This is a genomic window from uncultured Campylobacter sp. (assembly GCF_938030145.1).
Classification (GTDB): Bacteria; Campylobacterota; Campylobacteria; order Campylobacterales; family Campylobacteraceae; genus Campylobacter_B.
Genome location: NZ_CALHGM010000044.1, coordinates 1 through 24,423, shown reverse-complemented (window position 1 = coordinate 24,423; position 24,423 = coordinate 1). Strand labels below are relative to the sequence as shown.

The 24,423-nt window shown below is 46.9% G+C and carries 20 protein-coding genes, 1 tRNA gene, 2 rRNA genes and 1 pseudogene; 9 read left to right on the top strand and 15 right to left on the bottom strand.

The genetic code is table 11. The features are described 5' to 3' along the window. Positions 1 to 124 precede the first annotated feature (124 nt). The 6 genes from ung to Q0323_RS09855 form a co-directional block, all read right to left on the bottom strand. Complete coding sequence (gene ung, locus Q0323_RS09880) at positions 125 to 820, bottom strand: uracil-DNA glycosylase (RefSeq protein ID WP_298054038.1); 696 nt, start codon at positions 818 to 820, stop codon at positions 125 to 127. A gap of 527 nt (positions 821 to 1,347) precedes the next feature. Next, entirely contained in the window at positions 1,348 to 1,959 is a 612-nt protein-coding gene (locus tag Q0323_RS09875; protein WP_298054035.1) for a hypothetical protein, read from the bottom strand. 80 nt (positions 1,960 to 2,039) lie between these two features. Beyond that, entirely contained in the window at positions 2,040 to 2,636 is a 597-nt protein-coding gene (locus Q0323_RS09870; protein WP_298054033.1) for a DJ-1/PfpI family protein, read from the bottom strand. A 222-nt stretch (positions 2,637 to 2,858) separates the two neighbouring features. Beyond that, positions 2,859 to 3,605, bottom strand: coding sequence for a hypothetical protein (locus Q0323_RS09865; RefSeq protein WP_298054030.1), 747 nt, complete (start codon positions 3,603 to 3,605; stop codon positions 2,859 to 2,861). A 35-nt stretch (positions 3,606 to 3,640) separates the two neighbouring features. Beyond that, complete coding sequence (thyX, locus tag Q0323_RS09860) at positions 3,641 to 4,276, bottom strand: FAD-dependent thymidylate synthase (protein ID WP_298054028.1); 636 nt, start codon at positions 4,274 to 4,276, stop codon at positions 3,641 to 3,643. A gap of 125 nt (positions 4,277 to 4,401) precedes the next feature. Beyond that, complete coding sequence (locus Q0323_RS09855; RefSeq protein WP_298054025.1) at positions 4,402 to 5,028, bottom strand: nitroreductase family protein; 627 nt, start codon at positions 5,026 to 5,028, stop codon at positions 4,402 to 4,404. A 121-nt stretch (positions 5,029 to 5,149) separates the two neighbouring features. On the opposite strand from Q0323_RS09855, the gene Q0323_RS09850 reads away from it, so the two are divergent. The 5 genes from Q0323_RS09850 (at position 5,150) to Q0323_RS09830 (ending at position 9,634) form a co-directional block, all read left to right on the top strand. Beyond that, positions 5,150 to 6,499, top strand: a complete 1,350-nt coding sequence (locus tag Q0323_RS09850) for a sodium-dependent transporter (protein WP_298054023.1) — start codon at positions 5,150 to 5,152, stop codon at positions 6,497 to 6,499. 195 nt (positions 6,500 to 6,694) lie between these two features. Beyond that, positions 6,695 to 6,847 carry a hypothetical protein gene (locus Q0323_RS09845; RefSeq protein WP_298054021.1) on the top strand — a complete coding sequence of 51 codons (153 nt, stop codon included), beginning with the start codon at positions 6,695 to 6,697 and terminating at the stop codon, positions 6,845 to 6,847. Positions 6,848 to 7,320: 473 nt separating this feature from the next. After that, positions 7,321 to 8,664, top strand: a complete 1,344-nt coding sequence (locus Q0323_RS09840) for a sodium-dependent transporter (protein ID WP_298054020.1) — start codon at positions 7,321 to 7,323, stop codon at positions 8,662 to 8,664. 138 nt (positions 8,665 to 8,802) lie between these two features. Continuing rightward, entirely contained in the window at positions 8,803 to 8,925 is a 123-nt protein-coding gene (locus tag Q0323_RS09835; protein WP_298054018.1) for a hypothetical protein, read from the top strand. Position 8,926: 1 nt separating this feature from the next. Then, the gene (locus tag Q0323_RS09830; RefSeq protein WP_298054017.1) at positions 8,927 to 9,634 is read left to right on the top strand and encodes a hypothetical protein; all 708 of its coding nucleotides are present in this window, start codon (positions 8,927 to 8,929) and stop codon (positions 9,632 to 9,634) included. A 345-nt stretch (positions 9,635 to 9,979) separates the two neighbouring features. Here the strand turns inward: Q0323_RS09830 and rho are convergent, their stop codons facing one another. The 6 genes from rho to gpmI form a co-directional block, all read right to left on the bottom strand. Further along, the gene (gene rho, locus Q0323_RS09825; protein WP_298054015.1) at positions 9,980 to 11,326 is read right to left on the bottom strand and encodes a transcription termination factor Rho; all 1,347 of its coding nucleotides are present in this window, start codon (positions 11,324 to 11,326) and stop codon (positions 9,980 to 9,982) included. Positions 11,327 to 11,386: 60 nt separating this feature from the next. Continuing rightward, positions 11,387 to 12,325, bottom strand: coding sequence for an acetyl-CoA carboxylase carboxyl transferase subunit alpha (accA, locus tag Q0323_RS09820; protein ID WP_298054014.1), 939 nt, complete (start codon positions 12,323 to 12,325; stop codon positions 11,387 to 11,389). Beyond that, entirely contained in the window at positions 12,325 to 13,542 is a 1,218-nt protein-coding gene (locus Q0323_RS09815) for a beta-ketoacyl-ACP synthase II (protein ID WP_297942612.1), read from the bottom strand. The genes accA and Q0323_RS09815 overlap by 1 nt, the downstream gene beginning before the upstream one ends. 18 nt (positions 13,543 to 13,560) lie before the next feature. After that, complete coding sequence (gene acpP, locus Q0323_RS09810) at positions 13,561 to 13,797, bottom strand: acyl carrier protein (RefSeq protein WP_005873350.1); 237 nt, start codon at positions 13,795 to 13,797, stop codon at positions 13,561 to 13,563. A gap of 68 nt (positions 13,798 to 13,865) precedes the next feature. Beyond that, the gene (gene fabG / locus Q0323_RS09805) at positions 13,866 to 14,609 is read right to left on the bottom strand and encodes a 3-oxoacyl-ACP reductase FabG (RefSeq protein WP_298054013.1); all 744 of its coding nucleotides are present in this window, start codon (positions 14,607 to 14,609) and stop codon (positions 13,866 to 13,868) included. Positions 14,610 to 14,710: 101 nt separating this feature from the next. Continuing rightward, complete coding sequence (gene gpmI / locus Q0323_RS09800; RefSeq protein WP_298054011.1) at positions 14,711 to 16,177, bottom strand: 2,3-bisphosphoglycerate-independent phosphoglycerate mutase; 1,467 nt, start codon at positions 16,175 to 16,177, stop codon at positions 14,711 to 14,713. 198 nt (positions 16,178 to 16,375) lie between these two features. On the opposite strand from gpmI, the gene mraY reads away from it, so the two are divergent. The 3 genes from mraY (at position 16,376) to Q0323_RS09785 (ending at position 19,648) form a co-directional block, all read left to right on the top strand. After that, positions 16,376 to 17,440 (top strand): phospho-N-acetylmuramoyl-pentapeptide-transferase, encoded by a 1,065-nt coding sequence (mraY, locus tag Q0323_RS09795; protein WP_298054009.1) that lies wholly within the window; start codon positions 16,376 to 16,378, stop codon positions 17,438 to 17,440. A 114-nt stretch (positions 17,441 to 17,554) separates the two neighbouring features. Then, on the top strand, positions 17,555 to 19,033 hold the full coding sequence (murD, locus tag Q0323_RS09790; RefSeq protein ID WP_298054007.1) for a UDP-N-acetylmuramoyl-L-alanine--D-glutamate ligase: 1,479 nt from the start codon (positions 17,555 to 17,557) through the stop codon (positions 19,031 to 19,033). A 539-nt stretch (positions 19,034 to 19,572) separates the two neighbouring features. Further along, positions 19,573 to 19,648: transfer RNA gene (locus tag Q0323_RS09785), tRNA-Phe, on the top strand. Positions 19,649 to 20,242: 594 nt separating this feature from the next. Here Q0323_RS09785 and Q0323_RS09780 read toward each other — a convergent pair. Further along, positions 20,243 to 20,482: pseudogene (locus Q0323_RS09780) on the bottom strand (helix-hairpin-helix domain-containing protein); the annotation flags it as partial. A 788-nt stretch (positions 20,483 to 21,270) separates the two neighbouring features. On the opposite strand from Q0323_RS09780, the gene Q0323_RS09775 reads away from it, so the two are divergent. Further along, positions 21,271 to 21,576: a hypothetical protein gene (locus Q0323_RS09775; RefSeq protein ID WP_298054004.1), complete on the top strand. Its 306-nt coding sequence runs from the start codon at positions 21,271 to 21,273 to the stop codon at positions 21,574 to 21,576. 44 nt (positions 21,577 to 21,620) lie between these two features. Here the strand turns inward: Q0323_RS09775 and rrf are convergent. Then, positions 21,621 to 21,737: ribosomal RNA gene (gene rrf / locus Q0323_RS09770) — 5S ribosomal RNA — on the bottom strand. A 412-nt stretch (positions 21,738 to 22,149) separates the two neighbouring features. Next, a 23S ribosomal RNA gene (locus Q0323_RS09765) occupies positions 22,150 to 24,423 on the bottom strand; the annotation flags it as partial.

Sequence of the window (24,423 nt, the reverse complement as noted above, 5' to 3'; positions counted from 1 at the left end):
CTTCGGCAAGCCCTCTTAAGCCGGTCGTATATTATTCGCTCACTTCTCCTTTCGACATTTTTTAAAATTTCTTTACCTTTGAAATTTTGCGGCGCATTTTACGCAAATTTCATTTAAAATACATTTAATCTGCGCCGTGATTTAGATCCCAATCGATCTCTCGCAGGCCGTGCGCGCGCAGATATTCGTTGCATCTGCTAAAATGCCTGCAGCCGAAAAACGCTCCCCCCGCAAGCGGGCTAGGATGCGCGGTAGTTAAGATAAGATGCCTCTGCGTATCGATCAGGGCAGATTTGGCTTTGGCGAAATTTCCCCACAGCATAAAGACCAAATTTTGCCGCCTAGCGCTTAAAATTTTAATCACGGCGTCGGTGAAAATTTGCCAGCCGAAGCCGCTGTGCGAGTTCGCGCGGTTTGCGCCCACGCTAAGGCTCGCATTAAGCAGCAGCACGCCCTGCTTTGCCCAGTAGCTCAGATCGCCGCTAGCAGGCTCGCTGATACCCAGATCGCTTTTAATCTCTTTGTAGATATTTACGAGGCTGGGCGGAATTCGCACGCCGTGCGGCACCGAAAAGCTAAGCCCCATCGCCTGATGCGCGCCATGGTAGGGATCCTGCCCCAAAATCACCGCGCGCACCCGCTCAAACGGGGTGAGATTAAAGGCGTTAAAGATCAAATTTCCCGGCGGATAGACGATCTCGTGCGCCTTTGCGGCGAGCAGGTTTTCTTTGATTTTCGCAAAATACTCGCTTAAAAATTCCTCCCTAAGCGCTTCTTTCCAGCCGCTTTCGATCCTCACGTCGTCTAAGTTTATCTGCATGCTAGCCCTTTAAGCTTTAATGAATTAATGCCATAATTTTACAATAAATTTTAAAAATAGTATCGCTCGCTCGCGCCGCTGCAATCAAAGGCGGATCGCCCGCACTCTCGCGCCGCAACCGCTCTCGCCGATTTATAGGCGCCGCTACACGATCACGATCAAAAGCGCCATAAATAGCATCATGGCGATCGTCTTTTTATTATCGTCAAGCAGGCTCTCGCGGCAAAAAGCAAACAAAATCGCGTAGGCAAAAAGCGCGATTGCGAACTCCCATGGGTTATTATCTCTGAATTTTAACCTATAAGCGACCCGAAAGCTATATGCGAAAGCAGCGATAAAATTTGAGTCGGTTTCATGCTGTCTTTGTGATCTCCTATTTTATGAAAAACCCACTATATCGTTATTTTATCTACTTTGATAAATGTCCGCAAGACCAAAGTCTAAATTTTTAAATTTTATCCCAAAGCTTTTAAATTTATTTTTCAACGACAATATCAATCGGCTGTAAGTAAATTTAGCGCACGCTATTAATACCCCATTTTATTTATTTGAATTATATTAAGTTCCGGATAAAAAATAACCTCGTGATCATAATCGCTCGGTTGTCCCGATTCGTGCTCTTTTTTGTGCCATATTCGCCTTTTATCGTTCACTATTGCCGTTATATTTAAATTTTTGATCGAACCATATATCAAATACTCCCGACTGCCGGCATAATGATAGGACGGCATCGCCCACGATAGTTTAAATTCATGCAAATTTGTAGTTTCAGCTATACAGTCAGACTCGGAAACAAACTCGTAGCCCTCTTGCAACATTTTTTGTTGCGTCAAAGTAAAGGGCTTATCCGCCTTTATAAAATGCGCGTAACAGATACAAGTCTGTATTTTTTCACTACACGATAAAGGAGGACTTTTTTTGCGATAAATGAGCAAAGTTTCTCCCTTCGTATTTGTTAAGGCTTCAAATTTAGCCAAATTTTTATTTTCTATATATGAAAAATCCGTATTAAGGGGTGAAAATAGAAAGGCTATAAATAAAACAAATAATATCAATGCCGCAAACGGTAATATCAATGCTGCGAGTATGACGATCTTGATGGCTTTCCACAATGTTTTTAATATCTTTACTGCTTGCATTAAGATTTACCTTCCCCTCTATTTTAAAATTTACTGCGGTATTTATAAACCGCACCACCGATCTTAGCGGCTTTAAAATTTCATCGCACAGGCTTGCTTCTAAGGCCGTAATACGGATAATCCATCGCCGCAGCGGCAGCCTCTCGCGCAGAGGCGCCTGCGAATTTTTCGATCACGCAAAGTCCAAGCTCGATAGAGCTGCTCACGCCGCCAGCAGTGATGATCTCGCCTCCTTCTGGCAGGCTTTCGCGCACGAGCCGCTCGTGCACCACGTCCGCGCAGTAAGGCGCCAGCAGATCGTAGCAAAACGGATGCGTAGTCGCGCGTCTACCTCGCAAAAACCCCGCCGCGCCCAGAAGTAGCGAACCGGTGCAAACGCTAAACTTATACTTCGCATCGCGCGCGGTCGCGAGCCACGAGATGAAGCCCGCATCGTCCCTCAGGCGACGCGTCGCCATACCGCCGGGCACAAAAACCGCATCAAAGCCGCCTAGATCCGTCGTGATCTCGCCCACATCGATCGTAAGACCGCCGCTATCCGAAACCTGCCGCTCACGCGAGCAAAACCTCATCTCAAGCTGCGAGCGGGCGGCTTTGAGCCTTAGCATACAATCGTAAAATCCCACAAAATCGAGATGCGTCTGTCCGCTAAACATCACAAGCGCTAGGTTTTTCATAATCCGTCCTTTAAATTTATCGCTCGCCTATGAGCTTTCGGTTCGCCGCCGCTGCAATTCTCGGCGCCGCAAGTCGTAAAATGCGCGGCGGCTAAATTTTGATACCGCAGGCTGCCAAAAAACCCGCTCAAGCAAATTTTAAATTTTACCCGCATTAGAACTCGCAGAATTTTTACTGCCCGCGAATAAAATTTCAAAAGCGGTTAAAATTTTGCGCGCTTTTTATTCTGCATTACTCAGACCCGTAAAAGCTCGTAAGCCCGCATAGTGCAGCCTTTTTGAAATATTTTCGAATTCCAAATTCCAAATCCCCTCGTCGTATTTCCATTCAAACGGCGCTTTATAGTTTTCGTAAATTTTACGAGCCTGATTATTGACCTCTTTGGTGAGCTCCGCGATATTCAAAGCCTTGCCGGCCTCGCTCATCATCAAATGCCAGTTATCCAAATCAGCGGGGTCGTCGGTATGGATGGATTTCTCTCGCGGCAGATAATACACAAAATCGGCAGTATCAAAGGGAAATAAAGTATGGCACAGCGCAATGCCGTAAATATCTTGAGCAAATACTGTCGGAAGCTGCTCGTCCGAATAGCCAAAAGTTGAAACGTATAAAAAACTGCGTAAAATGCTCGCTAAATTTCTACAGACCGGCGCAAAGGCGTATCTGCATACCTGCTGCGTTAAGGCGCCGTTTCGAATAAAACTTATGGCGCTATCAGCCTCTCTTCTTCTTGCTTGCACGTATTTTATCTTTTTAAACCGCCAAGCTTGCAAAAGCTGCAAAGAATTGTCAATTGAGCGCAGATGCTTGTCTCTTTTTTCATCCGCCGCGCCGCTTAGCTCCGCGATCCTCGCAGCGGCCTGCCTCCAAAACGGGATCAGGGTTTTTACCCACCCCAAGTAGCTAAGATAAAGCGCGTTCGGCTCCTCTTTTTCAAAAGCCGCTCTCATCTGCGTAAGTTTTATCATCGCAAGCCCCTTATATCAAAATTTTATCCCGCGCGCTACTCTTCGCCTTGCGTCTTCTCGCCCGCCATGCAGCTTTGGAATATAAATTTATGCTCCTGCGGCAGCGCTTCGTAAATTTTACCGGCAAGCTCGCGGATCTCCCAAAGTGCCGCCTTACTAGAGCGCAGAGCGAGGAAGTTTTGCAGGCTGCGTGCGTTTATGCTCCAGCTAAGCTCGCTCTTGTAGCACTCGGGCAAGCAGTATTTTGCGATATCAAGGCTGATTGGGCTTTGTAAGATTACGCGCAGATTTTCAAGAGCTGCGATGCTTGCGTTATCGACCGCTTCGTTGCCGGTAAGCACGATGTATCGCGCGGCGTTTTCGAAGTCTCCTTGCGCGAAGCTATTCTCGCCGCGCAATTCTTTAAGAGTGTAGCGAGTGGATTTTACGCTAAGGCTTGCTAGACGGTGGCGCGCCAGCTCCTGAAGCAGCGCGCGCGAAATACCGCTGATGTAGAAGTTATAGTAAAGGTGCTCCAGCGTGCTTGAGTGCTTGAGCTGGTTGCCGACGCGGTCTATTAGCGCTAGGTCTTTGACGCCGCCGCAATCGCCGCGCTCAAAGCTCTGCCAGCAGGTGCGGATCGCGTTTGAGCAGACCCAAAGCGGAGTGAAATTTAGAAGTTTGACTTGCATGTTTATCCTTTGAAATTTTAAGCGCATTTTAACGCTATCGCACTTTTAAACCGATAAAATTTCGCAAAACGACGCTTTTAATAAACGAAGCTCGCGCCTAGCTTTGCAAGCAGAAGAGACCCATTTTATCTTTTTTCGCTGCTGCCACGAGAGATTAAAATTTCATCTAGCTCGTAGCGCGTGTGCGGATATTTGCTAGGCTCACCACGCCCCAAAGCCACGATGATCGCAGGACGAAATTTCGCCTCTAAAGCGCAGAATTTTTCCAAAGCCGCGGCGTCAAAGCCGGTCATTATACACGAGCGCACATCAAAGCCCTCGGCGATATTAGCGATATTTGCCGCTAAGATATAAAGCTGCTTGGTCGCGTAGTTCATCAGCGCTTCGTCGTCTAAGTCCGCAAATTTCGCGCGGAAATAATTCATCGCAGCTTCATATTTTTGCGAAGTGTTTGCACGACGGCGGACGGTGCGCTCTAAATACGCTTCGCCCACGCGCAGATCGTTACGCGCGATTAAAATCACGGCGTGCGAGCACTCGGCTACTTGCGGCTGACTGTTACAGGCTACGGAAAGCTCTTTTAGCTCGCAAGGATCCGAGATTATCATCATCCTCCAAGGCTCTAATCCGCATGAGCTGGGACTTAAGCGCGCAAGTTCAAGTATCTCGCGCACGAGCTCGCTATTTAGTTTATAGCTGCAAAATTTACGGCAGCTGTGGCGAGAGAGCATCACTTCTTTTATCGATTTCATTTTATCTCCTTTAAAATTCGCGGCATTATAGCGGGTTTGCCTAAATTCCACCCGGCTAGCTTGGCGAGTTAAGCTATATTTTGCTAATATTGTCCTTTCAAATTCCGCTACAAGGCATAATATGAATGATAAATTTAGCAAAATCGGCTTCATCCTCGCAGTCGCAGGCAGCGCCGTGGGGCTCGGTAATGCGTGGAAATTCCCCACTTTAGTAGGCACCAATGGCGGCAGCGCATTTATATTGCTATATCTTTTACTGACGCTTTTGGTTAGCTTCGTGATCTTTTTAGCCGAGATCGTCATCGGCAGGCTAAGCGAAAGTGATCCGGTGCGCGCATTTGAAAAGCTCGCGCCCTCATACAAAGGCGCATGGAAATACGCGGGATTTTTTATGATTAGTGCACTTTTGATCTATGCTTTTTACAGCGTCGTAATGGGCTGGATCCTAAAATACGTGGTCTCAAGCGCTTTTTATCTGCCAAAAAGTATAGATGAAAGTGGCGCAGCGTTTAAAGCGCTTTTAGGTAGTGATTTTTTAAGCGTAGCGGTGTGCTTTACCATAGCGTCGGCGTTTTGCTTTTTCATTGTATCTAAAGGTGTCAAAAGCGGCATCGAGCGGCTTAATGTCTGGATGATGCCCGCGCTATTTATTTTGCTGGTTTTAATGCTAATTTACGCCGCGAGTTTCGATGGATTCGGACGTAGCGCGAAATTCCTACTGGTGCCAGATTTTTCCAAGCTTAATAAAGATAGCGTTCTTTCGGCGCTAGGACTTGCATTTTTTACGCTTTCGCTGGGCGTTACTACGATTATGACCTATGCTGCAAGCCTGCCTGCGCGCACCAATATCCTAACCTCAAGCATAAATATTGTCTGCATTAATGTCCTAATCGGCGTGATGATGGGGCTCATCGTCTTTACTTTCATCTTTGAATTCGGCGGCGATCCCAAAGCGCAAGGTCCGGGGCTAGTGTTTGTCTCACTGGTGGTGCTTTTTTCAAAGCTCGGTGCGATCGGGAATATCCTAGCCTTTTTATTTTTCACCTCGCTATTATTTGCGGCGATTACTTCTGCAATTTCGATGCTGGAGCCTGCGATTTATTATCTCGTAAACTCCCGCAAGCTAAGCCGCAAGCGCGCTTCGCTTTTAGTTTTTGCCGTGACGTATGTTTTAGGGATATGCTGCATTTTGGGTTATTACGGGGGCACGAGCGAGTATTTTAGCCTAGGTGGCAAGAGCTTTTTTGACGTGCTTGATTACCTAACCTCGAATATCTTAATGCCTCTTAGCGGCATAATCGTGGCGATTTTCGTAGGATTCGTGATCAAAAAACGAGCCGTCGAAATTCTACTGCGCCCATATATGGGACGAATGGGCTTTAAGCTGTGGTATTTCGTGCTACTGCGCTTCGTGGCGCCAGTCGCGATCGTAGTGATAGCGCTCAATCAGCTAAAAATTTTAAATTTTTAAATTTTGTAAAGCAGGTGGATAACATGGAAGTTAAAATTTGGCACTAAAGCAGTCCAAAAGTAACGGGCAAAATTTCATAGCGAACTTGCCGCGATCCGTTAGTATTGCGGCGATAGTTTAAAATTTTATGTTTAGATAGAGGAAGGTCAAAGTATGTAGCTGCAATCAGCCTTCGGTGCGACCGCGATAACCTGCATGGCGATCGGTGCGCGTGGCAAAGACGCCGTAGCGCAGCCGCGTCTGATTGCGCTGCGGAATTTTAAAATTCTAAACCTAGACGGTCGGTGCGTAGCCGCCGCGATAGTTTATGACGTGGTCTATGCAATCTGCCGCAGAAGCGGCGCGTAAAATTTTGTGGTGACCCGCGCGAAATTGCGCTTGGAATTTTAAAATTTAGCGCTAAAGCGGCGCGCGAACCCGCGATCCGTCGGAATAGCGCAAGGATCGCACATTGCGGCTTGAAATTTTAAAATTTTACGCTCTGACGGCTCGGGGCGATAGGCAAAATTCCATAGCGAGCCTCACGGCGATCCGCGAGCGGCCATGGCGGCCGTCAAAAATCGCGCTTGGAATTTTACGTCTAGATAGGAGTATGCGGCGAACGCAATCAGCCTTCGACGACCGCGCTAACCCGCGCGGTAACCTGCGCAAAACCGCGGCAAAGACGCCTTAGCGCAGCCGCGTCTGATCACGCCGCGGAATTTTAAAATTTAGCGCCAAAGCGGCCCAAAGTAGCGAGCCAAATTTCATAGCGAGATGCGGCAGTAGTTTGGAATTTTAAAATTCCACGGCTTTAAAATTTAAAAATCATCGGAGAGAAAATGAACGATAAATTTAGCAAAATCGGCTTCATACTTGCCGTCGCAGGCGGCGCGGTGGGGCTTGGCAACGCATGGAAATTCCCCACCCTCGTGGGTCAAAACGGCGGTAGCGCCTTCGTGCTTTTATACCTCGCGCTCACGCTGGGCGTAGGCTTTAGCATATTCCTAGCTGAGATGGCGCTAGGCAGGCTGAGCGGGCGGGATCTACCGAGCGCGTACGAGACGCTGGCACCGCGCGGCGGACGCAAATGGCGCGCAGCAGGCATTTTCATCGCGGGCGGCATGCTGGTGCTGTCCTTTTACCTCGTGATCCTCGGCTGGGTGATCCGCTACATATTTTTGGGCTTTTCTCCGCTACCCGCAACCGCCGAGGAAGCCGGCGCCGTCTTTGACGATCTCATCTCGCATTCGCTAGCCACGAGTCTGGGCTTTTACGCGCTTGCGCTCGTGCTGACGCTATCCGTCGTCGCGCGCGGTATCAAAAGCGGTATCGAGCGGCTAAACGTCGTGATGATGCCGCTGCTTTTCGTGCTGCTGCTTGCGATGCTTGCGTATGCGTGCACGATGCAGGGCTTCGGCGCGGCGGCGAAATTTCTTTTCTACCCCGACTTCGGCAAAATCACCGTTAACTCCGTCCTCTCCGCGCTCGGGCTCGCGCTCTTTACCCTATGCGTGGGCGTCGGCTGTATCGCGGCATACGCGGCATCGCTTAGCGAGGGGGTGCGGCTGGTGCGAAGCTCGGTAAACATCGTATTTATCAACATCGCGATCGGACTGATGATGGGGCTCATCGTCTTTACCTTCATCTTCGAATTTCGCGCCGATCCCGCGCAGGGTGCGGGGCTTGTGTTCGTTTCGCTCACTACGATGTTTGCAAAAATGGGGCTAGCGGGGCAGGTGCTTGAAGTCGCGTTTTTCGTCTCGCTCTTTTTCGCGGGGATCACGAGCGCGGTTTCGATGATCGAGCCTTTCGTCTTCTATCTCATCGGCAGGTTTAAAATTTCGCGCCTGCGCGCAGTCTGCGTCTCGGGGTGCGTCATAGCGGTACTAGGCGCATGCTCGCTACTATCGATGCACGCGGATTATGCGAGCAGGTTTAGGCTTTTCGGCGCGAGCTTTTTTGACTGCCTGGATTTCGTAAGCTCAAACGTCATGCTGCCGCTGGGCGCGCTAACCTCGGCGATCTTTGTTGGCTTCGTGATGGATGCGCAGCGCCTGCGCAGGCTTTTTGGCGCCGATATGGGCGAGCTTGGATTTAAAATTTGGTACTTTTCGCTGCGCTTCGTAGCGCCCGTCGCGATCGTGATCATAATGGCAAATCTACTGTTTTTCGGCGGAAAGTAGAGGGCGATTTTATTAAATTTAAAGGCGGAAGAGTTTAAATTTAGACTCATTCGGGTGAGTTTAAATTTAAAGAGCCGCTTAATATTGTAGCCCGTTAGGCTCGTATTTTTAACTAGCGTTTTGCTAAAGGAGCAAATTTTGAAAGCGCTTAAATTTCTAGCCAAAGCCCTGATCGCCGCGCTCGGCGTTTGTGTGATCGTCGGCGCGCTTAATTACAGCGGGTTTAGCTTCAGCGATCTAAAATGGCTTAGTAAAGGATGAGATGGTACAAAATTTCGTACAGGACGAATTGGAAAATTATTATTATGAAGGGAAGTCTAAATACAATAAACTTTACACCATAGATACCAACTTAACATTTCACGAAGCTATTTCTAAAATCAACAAAATCTTTGAAAATCATTTAAATGACAAGGACTTTAATTTAATACATGATTTAAATTCTTCACTCCCTTTTAGAGATATTACAGACGAAATGGTATCGGATGAAAAAATCCCATGGACTTTTTCAGATTTTATCTACCACCATACTGTCAATAATGTCGATGCGGGAGATAATTACACGTATAGACCATTTGAAGGCAATAGAAAAATAGACTATGAAAAAGAAAAAAGTAAAGTGATTATTCTAGATCAGCATTATTCATCAAATATTTATTTATCAGATACTTTCACCATAAAAGAATGCCGTAAAGAAACATCGTTTATTGATAGAATACTGGGCGAAAGCCAATTTTGTATGAAATTTATAGCGATAAAACGTATCCCCAATGAGTATGAGCCGAGCAAGCGGTATCGTGACGATCCAAATTTTATATTCAATAGCACAAAACGGGATTTTGATGTGTTTTTAAAAAATATAGATTCTGAAGAAAGCTGCCTCGGTATTATTGATTGTTATGAGGCTAGATTAGACAACCACGGAAGCAGATATATAGGATTTATGAAGCTTTTTGAGCTTATGAAATGATATGATGTTGGCAGTATTATATTAATTTGAAGTAACGATATCAAGCGCCCTAGCTCCGTGCGTAGCAAAACATAAAATTCCTCGTAAAATTTTACGCTTGACATCTTACGAATAGATTTTACCGAAGTAAAATTTTATCGGACGGCGCCGCACCTCGTGCTTCGAGCGCAAAACGTTTAGCAAATATCGCGATAAATTTAAACTTATAATAGTGGAGTTTGAAAAAAAGACGCGCCGCTTGGAAAAATCGCATACAAAGCTACGTGGCGGTATTTGCGGCAAGCGGCGCGAGCTCCGCCGCTAAATTTAGAGCGAAATTTTAAATAAGGCTAAATTTAATAAAATTTAGCCGTTCATTATCGATAGCAGCTCGGTGTTGTCTTTGGTTTTTAGCATCTTGGCGTATAAAAATTTCAGCGCCTCGACGTCGTCCATCGTCGAGATCGCCGAGCGCAGCGCCCAGATCTTTTGCAGATTTTCGCTACCTTGCAAAAGCTCCTCTTTGCGCGTGCCGGACTTGGTGATATTGATCGCGGGGTAAATTCTACGATCCGAGATATTACGATCGAGGATGATCTCGCTGTTGCCCGTGCCTTTGAACTCCTCGAAGATCACGTCGTCCATTCGCGAGCCAGTCTCGATAAGCGCGGTAGCGACGATGGTAAGCGAGCCGCCGTTTTCGATATTTCGCGCCGCACCGAAGAAGCGCTTCGGCTTATGCAGGGCGTTTGCGTCTACGCCGCCGCTTAGGACTTTGCCGCTGCTAGGCGTGACGGTGTTGTAGGCGCGCGCAAGGCGGGTGATACTATCAAGCAGGATGACGACGTCCTTGCCGTTTTCAACGGCGCGTTTTGCCTTTTCGATGACGAGCTCGGCGACGCGAACGTGGTTGAATGCGGGCTGATCGAAGGTCGAGCTAAATACCTCGCCGCGCACGCTGCGCTCCATATCGGTCACCTCTTCGGGGCGCTCGTCGACTAGCAGTACCAAAAGCTCTACCTCGGGGTGGTTGCGCGTAATGCCGTTGGCGAGCTCCTTCATAAGCTCTGTTTTACCGCTACGCGGAGGCGCCGTGATGAGCCCGCGCTGTCCCTTGCCGATCGGCGTGAAAAGATCGAGCACGCGACCGGTAAGGCGCATAGGATCGTATTCGAGCTTGAGCTTTTCGGTCGGAAAAAGCGGCGTGAGATTGTCAAATAGCGGACGCTCTCTAGCCTCTTGGATAGATTTATAATTGATCGCCTCGATCTTTAAAAGCGCGTAGTATTTCTCCTGATCCTTTGGCTCGCGTACCTGACCCGTGACGATGTCGCCGACGCGAAGGGCGAATTTGCGGATCTGGCTGAGGCTCACGTAGGCGTCGTTGGCACTGTCGCTTAAATTTGAATCTATACCGCGCAAAAAGCCGTAACCCTCGGTGGTAACCTCTAAAATCCCCGTAAAAAGTATGAAGCCGCCCTGCTTCGTCTGCATGCGTAAAATTTCAAAAACGAGCGCTTGGCGGCGAAATTCGCGCGGGTTCTCGACGCCTAGCTCGTCTGCTATGGCGATGAGGTTTTCAAGATCCATCGAGCGAAGCTCCTCGATCTGGTAGCCCTCGACGGGAACGTGCGTTTTAGCGTAAGTTTTTCTGCCGTTTTGATTAGAATTTGAAACGGCGGTCTGAGCGGAATTTTGATTTGTATTTTCCATTTGTCCTCTTAGAGTGTGAAGTTATTAAATTTAGTTTTAAAAGTCGTGAAATTTAAAAATTTAGTTCTCTTTATAAGCACCGAACCTTAAAATTTTTTGTTGTCTTCTGCTGATGAGCTCGTCTATGCTAAGATCGTCTAGCTTGTGCAGCTCGGTTAAGACGTAGTTTCCAAGCGCTTTTATCGCGCCGTCTTTATCTCTGTGAGCGCCCGTTTTAGGCTCTTTGATCACATCATCGACCAAGCCCAGCTCTTTTAGCTCCTCGGCGGTGATCTTTAGCGCCTTCGTAGCGGCCTCGCTCTTGCTCGGATCGTTCCACAAAATCGCGGCACAGCCCTCGGGAGAGATGACCGAAAAGATTGAGTTTTGAAGCATCGCCAGCCGATCAGCCACGCCGATCGCTAAAGCTCCGCCGCTGCCGCCTTCCCCTATAACGACGGCAATCGTAGGGGTTTTAATATCGCTAAACTCATATAGATTTCGCGCGATTGCTTCGCTCTGACCACGCTCCTCGGCACCAAGTCCCGGATATGCGCCCGGAGTGTCGATCAAAAACAAAATAGGAAGGTTAAATTTTTCGGCAAGTTTCGCTACGCGCAGCGCCTTGCGATAGCCCTCCGGATGCGGCATACCGAAATTTCGCTTCAGCTTGTTTTTGGTGCCGCGACCCTTCTGCTCGGCGATCACGGCGATTTTGCGATTACCCATAATGCCCAGATAGCACACGATCGAAGGATCGTCTCTAAAGGCGCGGTCGCCGTGAAGCTCCCTGGCGTCCTGCAAAAGCGCGCGAATATAATCGATCGCGTAAGGGCGATCCGGATGGCGCGCAAGCTGAAGCCTTTGGTATTCGTTTAAATTCTTATAAACTTTAGAAATTTCTTTTTCGAGGTTCTTATTTAAAATTTCGACCGCGTCTTCATCGCCGCGAATTTTTGCAGCGGTGATGTCCTCGTCGATCTGCTTTATAGACTTTTCAAAGTCCAAATAACTCGCCATTAATCTACTCTTTTGAAAATAAGCGATGCGTTCGTGCCGCCGAATCCGAAGTTATTGCTCATAACGCAATCGAGTTTGGCTTTTCTAGCGACGTTTGGCACATAGTCCAAATCGCAATCTGGATCTTTTGAAATTTGATTTATCGTAGGCGGTATGATGCCGTTTTGCATCGCTAAAAGACTGATCGCAGCCTCTACCGCTCCGGCAGCGCCCAGGCAGTGTCCTAGCTGGCCCTTAGTGGAGCTGACCGCAGGCACCTTCCCCTCGCCGAAAAGCTCTTTTAACGCCGCGGTTTCGTTTTTATCGTTTATCGCGGTGGACGTTCCGTGGGCGTTGATATAATCAATCTTCGGGCGTCCCGCCATCTCGTAGGCCTTTTTCATAGCGCGTATCGGGCCGTCTAGGCTAGGCGAAGTGATATGATAGGCATCGCCGCTAGCGCCGAACCCTACAAGCTCGCCGTAAATTTTAGCGCCGCGCGCTTTTGCGTCTTCTAGCTCTTCTAAAACCAAAGCCGCCGCGCCTTCACCCATCACAAAGCCGTTTCGTTCCGCATCAAACGGACGCGAAGCATGCGCGGGATCGTCGTTTCTAGCGCAAAGCGCCTTCATCGCGGCAAATCCGCCGATACCCACGGGACAAACCGCAGCCTCGGCTCCCACTGCAAGCATCTTTTTCGCTTCGCCGATCATAATAACTCTCGCAGCGTCCATAATCGCATGCGCAGAAGCCGCACAAGCCGTAACGCTGGATAAATTTGGACCTTTTAATTTATAATATATTGAAACAAAGCCGCCGAGCATATTTACTAACGCAGAGGGGATAAAAAACGGAGAAATTCTCCTAGGGCCGCGCTGCAAGCAGGTATTGGCATTTATCTCGATATTCGGCAAACCGCCGATACCGCTAGCGGAGCTAACGCCGAATTCGTCGCTATCGAAACCGCTAAATTTAGCGTCCTCTATGGCTTCGCCCGCGGCTTTAAGCCCGAGTTGGATAAATCTATCCATCTTTTTTATCTCTTTTCCATCCTCGATTATGCTCGAAGGATCGAAACCTTTTACTTCAGCTGCAATTTGAACCGGAAATTCGCTAGCGTCAAAGAGCGAAATTTTATCAACCCCGGTTTTTCCGTTACAGATATTTTCAAAACTGCTCTGTTTGTCAAGCCCGAGAGAGGTTATCATCCCGATGCCCGTTACTACGACTCGTTTCAAAACCGCTTCCTTAAAATTTTATTTCTTAGGCAAATTTTCTATATAATCTACTACGTCTTTAATGCTTACTAATTTTTCAGACTCACTATCAGGGATCTCGATACCGAATTTCTCCTCTAAAGCCATTACTAGCTCAACTACGTCAAGAGAGTCCGCACCCAAATCCTCGATAATTTTCGAATCAAGTTTAACCTGATCCGGGCTAACGCTTAGTTGTTCTACAACTACGTCTCTTACATCTTCAAATACTGCCATTTTAGCACTCCTTTAAAAAAATACCGCGTAATTCTATAATATTTAACCTTAAATTCCGCTATTTAACGCTACATATAGAGCCCGCCGTTGATTTTAAGCGACTCTCCGGTGATGTAGCTCGCTCCGTCGCTAAGCAAAAACGCAACTCCTTCGGCGACGTCGCTCGTGCTTCCCATGCGCTTAAGCGGGATGCTCGCTTCGTAGCTTGCTTTTACGTCGTCGCTTAGCGCGTCAGTCATATCCGTAGCGATGAAACCGGGCGTTACGCAATTAAAGCGGATGCCGCGCGCTGCGCCCTCTTTTGCAAAGCTCTTGCTCATTGCGATCATTCCGCCCTTGCTCGCGCTGTAATTGACCTGCCCCGCGTTGCCCATTTCGCCGACGATCGAGGCGATGTTTACGACCGCGCCGAAGCGCTTTTTGCTCATTAGCTTTAAAGCTTCACGGCAGCCAATGAAGGCGCTGCTTAAATTTGCTTCGATCACGCCCATGAAGTCTTCCAACTTCATCCTAAGCGCGAGCTTGTCGTTCGTGACGCCCGCGTTATTTACGAGATAGCTTAGCTCGCCGTCACTTTGCGCGATCAGGGCAATCGCCTCGCTAAATTCCGCCTCGTTCGTCGCGTCAAATTTTATCACGGCGCCCTCTCCGCCGTTTGCGCGGATCTCCTCTAGCAGCGCGTCGGCTATCTCGGGCTTTGAGCGATAATTGATCCACACCTTAAGCCCATAGCCAGCCAAAGTCCTTGCAATCTGCGCGCCGATACCGCGGCTCGCGCCCGTGATTAAAACGTTTTTTCCGCTAAATTTCATACTTGTCCTTTTATTAAAATTTTAATCTCTAGCGTAAATTTATCCAAATTTACCTAAATTTTAGCAGTTTAAATCTACTCGCGACCCACGCCGTTGAAATTTCAAAATAGCGCCTCGTCCATCTCCGCGGGCTTCGGCAACCCCACTAGCTTTAGCACGGTCGCTGCGACGTTGCTAAGCCCAAGTCCGCTTTTTAGCTCGCGCACGTCGCGTCCTAGCACGAAGCAAAATACGTCAAAGGTCGTGTGGTTGGTTAAAATTTCGCCGTCCGCATCTCGCATCGCTTCGCAGTTGCCGTGATCGCTGATCTGGACATAGGCGTAATCGTGCGCCCTCGCCGCGCTTAAAATTTTACCGATACACTCATCCACCGCCTCGACCGCCTTCACCGCGGCGTCGTAATTGCCCGTGTGGCCGACCATATCGCCATTTGCGAAATTTACGACGATGAAATCAATCCCCGCTTCGATACCGCAGATCACCGCATTGCACACCGCAGGCGCGCTCATCTGCGGCTGCTCGTCGTAGGTTTTTACTTTCGGGCTTGGTATCAGCACGCGAGTTTCGTTCGGCAGCGGCTCCTCGACGCCGCCGTTAAAGAAAAATGTCACGTGGGCGTATTTTTCGGTCTCGGCGGTGTGAAGTTGCGTAAGACCGGCTTCCGCGATCACTTCGCAAAGCGTGTTTTTAAGCACGGGCTTCTCAAAAAGCAGAGGAAATTTAAAGCTCGCGTCGTATTCGCTCATCGTGATTAAATTTTGCACGACGAGCTTTCGCTCAAATTCGCCGAAATTCTCATCGCCTAAAGCCGCGCAAAGCTCTCTAGCGCGATCGTTTCTAAAATTTATAAAAATCACTCCGTCATCCGCGCCGATACCGCTAAAGCCGTTAAAGCTCGCGGGCTCGATAAACTCGTCGCTCACGCCGTGCTCGTAGCTTTGCAGCACATACTCGCTAGGCGAAATTTCAAGCGGCGCCGTTTCGCCCATAAGCACGTCGTAAGCACGCTTCACGCGGTCAAAGCGCTTGTCGCGATCCATTGCGTAAAAGCGCCCGCACACGCTAGCAACTTTAAATTTAGCCTCCAAATGCTTTAAAAATTCCGCTCCGCTGCTCGGCGAAACATCGCGTCCGTCGGTGATAGCGTGCGCCCATGTCTCGCAACCCGTATTCTGCGCTATCTCACAGATCGCGTCGAAATGGCGTAGATGCGAATGCACGCCGCCGTCGCTGTAAAGCCCTATGACGTGCAGCCTGCGGCACTTTGAAAGCAGGCTTTGCAGTGCTTCGTTTTTCTCAAGCGAGCCCTCATCGATCGCGCGATCAATTTTGACTAGGTTTTGATACAGAATTCTACCGCTTCCGATCGTCATGTGCCCCACTTCGCTGTTTCCCATCTGTCCCTGCGGCAAGCCCACAGCAAGCCCCGAGGTGTGCAGCAGCGTATTGGGCACATTTTTAAAAAGATAATCGTAGGCGGGCTTTTTAGCATTTGAGAACGCGTTAAATTTATCGCTCGCATTAAAGCCGATGCCGTCGGTGATGAGTAAAATCGTCTTTTGCCCCATTTTGGCTCCTAAATTTCGTCTAAATTTCGCCGCGCAGGCCTTTTGAGGCAGGTCTGCGGCGCTGTTTTTACGAGCGGCATTATACTTTCTTTTAGCAAATGCGACAAAATTTCGTCCGCCCTAAAAGCTAAATTTTACCTCTTTTATACTAAAATGCGCGTTTTCATATAAAATTTCATAAAATTTAAAAGGCAAACTTTGTTTTATTATCTCTACCATCTCACGAATATAAATTTTTTCCAATACATCACCGCGCGCGCAGGACTTGCGTTTTTTATCGCTTTTTGTTTTTCGGTCTGGGCTATGCCGCGGTTTATCCGCTGGGCGCAAGCTAGACACGCCGCGCAGCCCATCTACGAGCTCGCGCCGCAAAACCATCAGAAAAAGAGCAAAACCCCGACGATGGGCGGGCTCGTTTTCGTTACCGCCGCGGTGCTTGCTAGCCTGCTGTGCGCCAAGCTAAACAACGTCTTCGTGCTCTGCGGACTGCTTTGTTTGGTGGGCTTTGGATACATAGGCTTTAAGGACGATATCTCTAAAATTTTAGGCCGCCAAAACCACGCAGGTCTTAGCGCACGGGCTAAATTTGCACTGCAAAATTTCTTGGCTTTTCTGATCGGAGCTACGCTTTATGCTTTTAGCGACCTGGGCGGGGAATTTTTCGTGCCGTTTTTCAAATACCCTCTGCTAAATTTATGGATCTTCGCGCCGCTGTTTTGGACGATCGTGATAAGCGCGAGCTCAAACGCGGTAAATTTAACCGACGGGCTAGACGGGCTGGCAACCATTCCGTCGGTGTTTTCGCTATGCAGCTTGGGCGTATTTGCCTATCTGTGCGGGCACGCGATCTACTCGCAATATCTCTTGCTACCGCGCGTCGCGGGCGCGGGCGAGGTCTGCATCATCGTCTCGGCGCTCATCGGCGCGCTGCTTGGGTTTTTGTGGTTCAACTGCTATCCCGCCGAAGTCTTTATGGGCGACAGCGGCAGCCTCAGCGTGGGCGCGTTTTTAGGATACTGCGCGGTTATCACGAAAAATGAAATTTTACTCATAATGATCGGCTTCGTCTTCGTCATCGAGACGCTCAGCGTGATCTTGCAAGTGGGCAGCTTTAAAATTTTCAAACGCAGAATTTTCCTGATGGCGCCGATACACCACCATTTTGAGCTTAAAGGCTGGGTCGAGAACAAAATCATCATCCGCTTTTGGATCATCGCGCTGATCGCAAATATCATAGCGCTGACGTCGCTGAAACTGAGATAAAATGCGAGCACAGATCAAGCCCGACTTCGAAACGGCGCGCGGAATATACGGCGAAATTGCCGAGCTTAGCGCGGATGAGATAACTCAAATTTTATGGGGCGAAAGGGGAGGAAAATGAAAAAATCGCTATTTGGCTACGGACTTACGACCAAAGCGATCGCCGAGCACTGCCGCGACGAAGGCGGCTGGGAGATCTACGACGATAAATTTGAAATTTCTTCGGGCACGCCTAAGCTGGACGAGTTCGGCAACGTGCTTTTAAACCCGAGCGAGTTCGATCCCGCCGCAAGCGAGCTTGAAATCCCAAGTCCTGGCTTTCCGCCACATCACGAGCTGGTGCGAAAGGCACGAAATTTAATCAGCGAATACGATTATTTTGGCGACTACGAAGGCCTTAAAATTTGGATCAGCGGCACGAACGGCAAGACCACGACGACAAAGATGATGCAGCACCTACTCGAGCGATACGGCTCGCAAATGGGCGGTAACGTGGGCGTTCCGCTTGCAAAACTTGATAAAAGTGCCAAAATTTGGGTGCTGGAGACGAGCTCGTTTACGCTGCACTACACCAAGCATGCGCGCCCCGACATCTACGTGCTGCTTGCGATCACGCCCGATCATCTCAGCTGGCACGGGGATTTCGCGGAGTATGAGCGCGCCAAACTCTCGCCGCTGCTAGTGATGCGCGAAGGCTCCGTGGCGCTGATCCCGCGCGCCTACGAAAGCTCCGCCGCCGCGCAAAATAGCCTGGCTCGCGTGATCTGCTATGAGGGCGAAGCGGATCTGGCGCAAAAATTCGGCATCGATCTGGGCGAGATAAAATTCCGCACCCCTTTTTTGATCGACGCGCTTTTGGCGCTGTGCGTGGAGAAAATTTTATTCGACAGATACGACGCCATGCGACTGAATGACTTTGTGATCGAGGGCAACAAGCTCGAAGAATTTACCGACGCGCGCGGAAGGGTCTGGGTCAATGACACGAAGGCCACCAACATCGATGCATGCGCGCAGGCGCTGAAGCGATACGCGGGACGCAAAATACATCTGATCCTCGGCGGCGACGATAAAGGCGTGGATCTGCACCCGCTTTTTGCGGAGTTTAAAAAATACGATCTGCAAATTTACGCGATCGGCTCAAATACCGATAAAATCATGTTTTTATGTGACGAATACGGACTTCCTTGCGTGCGCTGCGAAATTTTACAAACGGCGGTGAGCGAAATTTCGAAGCGGTACCGAGGCGCGGATTTTGAAAAAAGCGGCGCAAGCGAATTGAAAGTACAAAATTTAAGCGCGAATGGCAGATGCAACGGCGGCAAGGCGAAAGAAAACGCAAAGATCGGCGAAAATACGCCATATGAAGGCGGCGGCTCATCTGCTGCAAGCGACAACGCCTCTTTGACGAAACGCCGCGCAAACGACGGTGAAACTCGGAATTCGCAGAATTCTAAAAATTTCGAAAATTTTAAAAATTCCATGTATTCTGCAAGCGAAATAGCGCTGCTAAGCCCTGCATGTGCCAGTTTGGATCAATTTAAAAGCTACGCGCAACGCGGCGAGCTATTTAAAAAACAAGTCGCACAACTCGGATAAACAAATCTATCGGGGCTAGTCGGATCGGGCTAGGCTTTTAAAATACAATTTGCAATCGCATTTTAAAATTTCAACGCTTCTGCTACACGGATATCTAAATAAATTCAATTCCGAAGCAAACATCCCTATGTCACACTATTAGCCCGAGCGCGATGTTTATAAAGATACTTCGCCAAGTCCAAATTAAAGCCAATTTTCGATGCTAAATTTAATCAATCGAAGCTATCGCCTGTTATGCGCGCAAATTTAAAACGATACCGCGATTCTTTGACGCAAATTTATCTACTTTGCACAGCCTAAAACCAAGCGTACAATTTGCAGAATCGGCAATTTTATACCACTTTGCTTTTTAGATCGATAGCCCTTTTTGATTATTGTAAATTGCTGCATAAGCAATATTTTTCGCTACTGAAATTTATAAAATTTTAACTGAGCAAATTTGACCGTTTCCGAGCATAACATGCAAAAATCTAGCAAGAATCGAGAATTTTAACCGAGATTTAAGTATTGCATGGCTAAAATTACTTTTCTTTTTCAGTGGTTGGATAGCTCAGTCGGTAGAGCAGCAGACTGAAAATCTGCGTGTCGGCAGTTCGATTCTGCCTCTAACCACCACTATTTTATATTTTATCACTCCCTTTGCCTTCTTTTTGTTGACATGACGGTGCTTGTTATAAAGGCCCTATAATTAAAAACCTAATAAATCAAACACGAAATAAGATGAAAGCAAAGCCGATAAAAAGTACAAAAGTTAAAATTTCAAAGCACACGGAATTTATAGAATTTATAATAGGGAGATAGAATAAAGAAGGAACTATAAAATTCGTAAATTTGCAATAGAAATGATTAGAAAAGAATACAACTATATAAAACTATAAAGTTCATAAAATCTTATAAAAGGAGAAGCCCACCTTACACTCCTTCTTTGTCTTTATATATTCCTTCTTATTGTTCTTTCTTAGATTTTTTAACCTTCCTACTCGAAGCTTTAGATGATCCCTCTTCTTTAGCTTCGTCTTTCAACTTAGCCGTAGAGCTTTTTACTTTACCGTCATCGTTCATAACTTTATCCATGCTATCATCCATTTTATCTTGCATCTTTTCCGCCTTGGTATTTGCCTTAGCTTTAGCAGATTTTACGGTATCTTTAGCTTTTTTATTTGCTTTAGCTTTTACGGATTTTAGATCGCTTATATCGGTCTGTCCGCTTACGGCAAGATCATCTTTAATAAGCTCAAATCTCTTATCGCCTATGCCTTTGATGTTTTTGATATCCTCGATATCTTTAAATTTATTATCCTTGCGGTAATCTATGATAGCCTGAGCTTTTGCCTCTCCGATGCCCGGAAGCGCCATAAGCTCCTCTTTACTTGCGGTGTTTAAATTTACTGCTGCTAGCATAAATGCAGGAAGCGATAGAAATAGTGCGGATTTAAATAGGTTTTTCATTAAAAGTCCTTTGAGGTTGAAATATTTGTATTGCCAAATAAAACGTCTCTATTAGCATTTAGCGCTTTTATATACCTATCCTATGTCATACTTTAGAATAGATATATCACCTATAGCCATTACGCTACCTTGCAATACGGTAAGGATTATATTTGTAGCGGGCTTAAAGGGAGATAAAATTTAAGTGGATATATTGAAATTTTATCTGCTTTGATCGTTTTATTAAATAAATACGTTAAATTTGAGCTTGGTCTTAAAAATCAGATAGGCGCGGATAAAGCTAGATATATTAAATTCAACAGCGCTTTTTTTGCTTCTCTTTGGAGACCGAAAAGGATAAAGCTAGATATATTAAATTTAATACCGCAAGCATTGAAACGGGATTTGGATTTAAATCATGTAAAAGGCTAAGCGGCGGTACTTATGAAATTTAGCCCGATTTGCCGCACACGGAGACTTTTTACGTGCGAGGCTATACGCATATGGCGACGGGATACTGGTGCTGTGAAAGGCACGGATACTTTACGTGCAAAGCTAGACGAGCAATCTTCATAAAATTTAGCCGTATCAATAAGCTTGCTTTTGTAGGACATGCTTTTCTGGGCTTGATTTTAATAGGGTTTTATCTGCTTATAGAACGTTTCATTATATTAATTAACAGCACTTGCCAAGCTTTTTTGGCATATAGTTTAAATCATACGAAAGCCTTATAAGTGCCGGCGGCTTTATAATTTAGATATAAAAGCGCGGTAATGTATTGAAAAAACGAACGAATGGATAAATCATAAATGAGGCTCGTAGAGGTTAGAAATAAAGATCGCGCCATAGAAGTTAAAAAGCAAACGCAACAGGACAGTATGGAAAAGCAATACGAACAAGCAAGTATTATAGAAAAATTTCAATCCGTATCATTTTTCACTCAATATAAGTCAAATTTAATGCAGAGTTTTGAGATTTTGTATTGTGACGGAGGGTTAGATTTAAAATTGTTATTTGCAGAAGATTCTAAAATTCTAAGAAGGCTATGGAATTTTAAATTTATCAAGCAATATTTATTGGCTAAAAGAAGCAGTAGATCAAAGACACCGGAATAGAATTTAAATTGAAAATTGTATGGAAAGCTATGTAATTTTAACAAAGCCTGCAGCGACCTACTTTCCCCGTCCGAGTAACGGATAGTATCATCAGCCAGGACGAGCTTAGCTTCTTGGTTCGAGATGGAGCAAGGCGTTTCCTCGTCTGTATAGCCACAGGCAGTGTTAAATAAGGGATTGCTTTTGTTATTTGATAGTAATATCTTGCGAATACGTTACAAGCTTTAGCCTCGTAGCATAGGAGCTTTACTCGTTCCTGCCTGCTTGCCTCATATCAAAAATACTTCGTAATCTAATTTGGATTAATCGTAGATTACGAATATCTTTTATAATCTCTTATTTAACACCGCGTTCATCGTTAAAGTCAGATCTTGTTTTATAAAAACAAAAGTTGATAAGGTATAGTAAAAATTTACTATTTCGAATTGAGAACTAATTTTTTGCTAGGCAAGGCAAACGAGCAAAGACGAGGGAGCATACGTATGGTATGTGACCGAAGTTTGCAGCGAAGTTTAACGAAGCATAGTGAAAAATTAAGAATCAATTTTATCCTTAACAAGGAAGTAATGCTTAAAAGATAAGCAAACGAGCTATTAGTACCGGTCAGCTAAAGGACTTTCATCCATTACACATCCGGCCTATCAAACTAGTAGTCTACTAGAGCTCTTAAAAGAAGATTCATCTTGGAGTCGGCTTCGAGCTTAGATGCTTTCAGCTCTTATCGCATCCCGACTTAGCTACCCGGCGGTGCTCTTGGCAGAACAACCGGTACACCAGTGGTCGGTTCAACCCGGTCCTCTCGTACTAGGGTCAACTCTCCTCAATCTTCTTACGCCCACGGCAGATAGGGACCGAACTGTCTCACGACGTTCTGAACCCAGCTCGCGTACCGCTTTAATGGGCGAACAGCCCAACCCTTGGGACCTTCTCCAGCCCCAGGATGCGATGAGCCGACATCGAGGTGCCAAACCTCCCCGTCGATGTGAGCTCTTGGGGGAGATCAGCCTGTTATCCCCGGGGTACCTTTTATCCTTTGAGCGATGGCCCTTCCACACAGAACCACCGGATCACTAAGACCGACTTTCGTCTCTGCTCGACGTGTATGTCTCGCAGTTAAGCTGGCTTTTGCCTTTATACTCTGCAAGCGATTTCCAACCGCTTTGAGCCAACCTTTGTAAGCCTCCGTTACATTTTGGGAGGCGACCGCCCCAGTCAAACTACCCACCAGACATTGTCCTACCTAAGGATAACTTAGGCTAGTTAGCTACCCGAATAAAGAAGAGTGGTATCTCAACAATGGCTCATCGTAAACCGAGATCTACGAATCAAAGCCTCCCACCTATCCTGCGCATCTTTATCCAAGTAGCAGTGTCAAGCTATAGTAAAGGTCCACGGGGTCTTTCCGTCTTGCCGCGGGTAGGAGGAATTTTCACCTCCACTACAATTTCACTGGATCCCTCTTTGAGACAGCTCCCATCTCGTTACGCCATTCATGCAGGTCGGTATTTAACCGACAAGGAATTTCGCTACCTTAGGACCGTTATAGTTACGGCCGCCGTTTACTCGGGCTTCGATCAGATGCTTTGCGTAAGCTAACATCATCAATTAACCTTCGAGCACCGGGCAGGCGTCACACCCTATACATCCTCTTACGAGTTAGCAGAGTGCTGTGTTTATGGTAAACAGTCGGGAGGGACTCTTTGTTGTAACCTTCTTCGCTTACGAAGTAAATTCTTAACGAAGCTAGGCACACCTTATACCGAAGATACGGTGCTATTTTGCAGAGTTCCTTAAAGAGAGTTCTTCCACGCGCCTTAGAATACTCATCCCACCCACCTGTGTCGGTTTACGGTACGGGCGATATCAGCTAAACTTAGAAACTTTTCTCGGCTCGATAGTATCATGGATTCTTCATCTACTCCGAAGAGCGTCAGAAGCCTTTCAGATCTCGGATAAAGAGTTACGGATTTGCCTATAACTCAACCTACTTCCTTAGACTAGCACTTCCATCCGCTAGCTCCACTAACTTTAAGCGTCCTTCCGTCGCACACTGATATCGGTATCGGAATATTAACCGATTTTCCATCGCATACCCCTTTCGGACTTTGCTTAGGACCCGACTAACCCTACGATGACGAGCATCGCGTAGGAAACCTTGGGTTTACGGCGAATACGATTCTCACGTATTTTATCGCTACTCATGCCTGCATGCTCACTTCCAACCGCTCCACCGCTCCTTACCGGTACGGCTTCGACGCTGATTGGAACGCTCTCCTACCACAGTGTCTATGAGTATTTATACTACCCGGCTTGTCTTTTTGCTTTTGTTGCTAAATTTTGAAATTCTAAGAAATTTTGAAATTTCTAGAATTTAGATCAAGACGTTGCATTTAAATTTGAATGCAAGAAGCGAAGTATCTTTGAGCAGATTTAAATGTTGCTGATATTTTTTCGACTAAGGCTAACCGTGTAGGTTGCCGCAGGAGAAAAAATGAAGCTCATTTAAAGATGCCAAAGAGACAAGCTTAGTATAAATAATCATAGACACTATCTAAAGCTTCGGTACTCATTTTAGCCCCGTTATATTTTCCGCGCAAAATCACTAGACCAGTGAGCTATTACGCTATCTTTAAAGGATGGCTGCTTCTAAGCCAACCTCCTGGTTGTTTCAGTAACTTCACATCGTTTTCCACTTAAATGAGATTTGGGGACCTTAGCTGTTAGTCCGGGTTGTTTCCCTCTTGACGACGGATTTTATCACTCGCCGCCTGACTGCCGTGGTTACGCTATAAGTATTCGGAGTTTGATAGGGTTTGGTACATTGGTGTATGCCCTAGCCCATTCAGT

Coding starts and splice junctions, on each gene's coding strand:
- ung (WP_298054038.1), bottom strand. CDS start 820: ATGCAGATAAACTTAGACGACGTGAGGATCGAAAGCGGCTGGAAAGAA.
- Q0323_RS09875 (WP_298054035.1), bottom strand. CDS start 1,959: ATGCAAGCAGTAAAGATATTAAAAACATTGTGGAAAGCCATCAAGATC.
- Q0323_RS09870 (WP_298054033.1), bottom strand. CDS start 2,636: ATGAAAAACCTAGCGCTTGTGATGTTTAGCGGACAGACGCATCTCGAT.
- Q0323_RS09865 (WP_298054030.1), bottom strand. CDS start 3,605: ATGATAAAACTTACGCAGATGAGAGCGGCTTTTGAAAAAGAGGAGCCG.
- thyX (WP_298054028.1), bottom strand. CDS start 4,276: ATGCAAGTCAAACTTCTAAATTTCACTCCGCTTTGGGTCTGCTCAAAC.
- Q0323_RS09855 (WP_298054025.1), bottom strand. CDS start 5,028: ATGAAATCGATAAAAGAAGTGATGCTCTCTCGCCACAGCTGCCGTAAA.
- Q0323_RS09850 (WP_298054023.1), top strand. CDS start 5,150: ATGAATGATAAATTTAGCAAAATCGGCTTCATCCTCGCAGTCGCAGGC.
- Q0323_RS09845 (WP_298054021.1), top strand. CDS start 6,695: ATGGCGATCGGTGCGCGTGGCAAAGACGCCGTAGCGCAGCCGCGTCTG.
- Q0323_RS09840 (WP_298054020.1), top strand. CDS start 7,321: ATGAACGATAAATTTAGCAAAATCGGCTTCATACTTGCCGTCGCAGGC.
- Q0323_RS09830 (WP_298054017.1), top strand. CDS start 8,927: ATGGTACAAAATTTCGTACAGGACGAATTGGAAAATTATTATTATGAA.
- rho (WP_298054015.1), bottom strand. CDS start 11,326: ATGGAAAATACAAATCAAAATTCCGCTCAGACCGCCGTTTCAAATTCT.
- accA (WP_298054014.1), bottom strand. CDS start 12,325: ATGGCGAGTTATTTGGACTTTGAAAAGTCTATAAAGCAGATCGACGAG.
- acpP (WP_005873350.1), bottom strand. CDS start 13,797: ATGGCAGTATTTGAAGATGTAAGAGACGTAGTTGTAGAACAACTAAGC.
- fabG (WP_298054013.1), bottom strand. CDS start 14,609: ATGAAATTTAGCGGAAAAAACGTTTTAATCACGGGCGCGAGCCGCGGT.
- gpmI (WP_298054011.1), bottom strand. CDS start 16,177: ATGGGGCAAAAGACGATTTTACTCATCACCGACGGCATCGGCTTTAAT.
- murD (WP_298054007.1), top strand. CDS start 17,555: ATGAAAAAATCGCTATTTGGCTACGGACTTACGACCAAAGCGATCGCC.
- Q0323_RS09775 (WP_298054004.1), top strand. CDS start 21,271: ATGAGGCTCGTAGAGGTTAGAAATAAAGATCGCGCCATAGAAGTTAAA.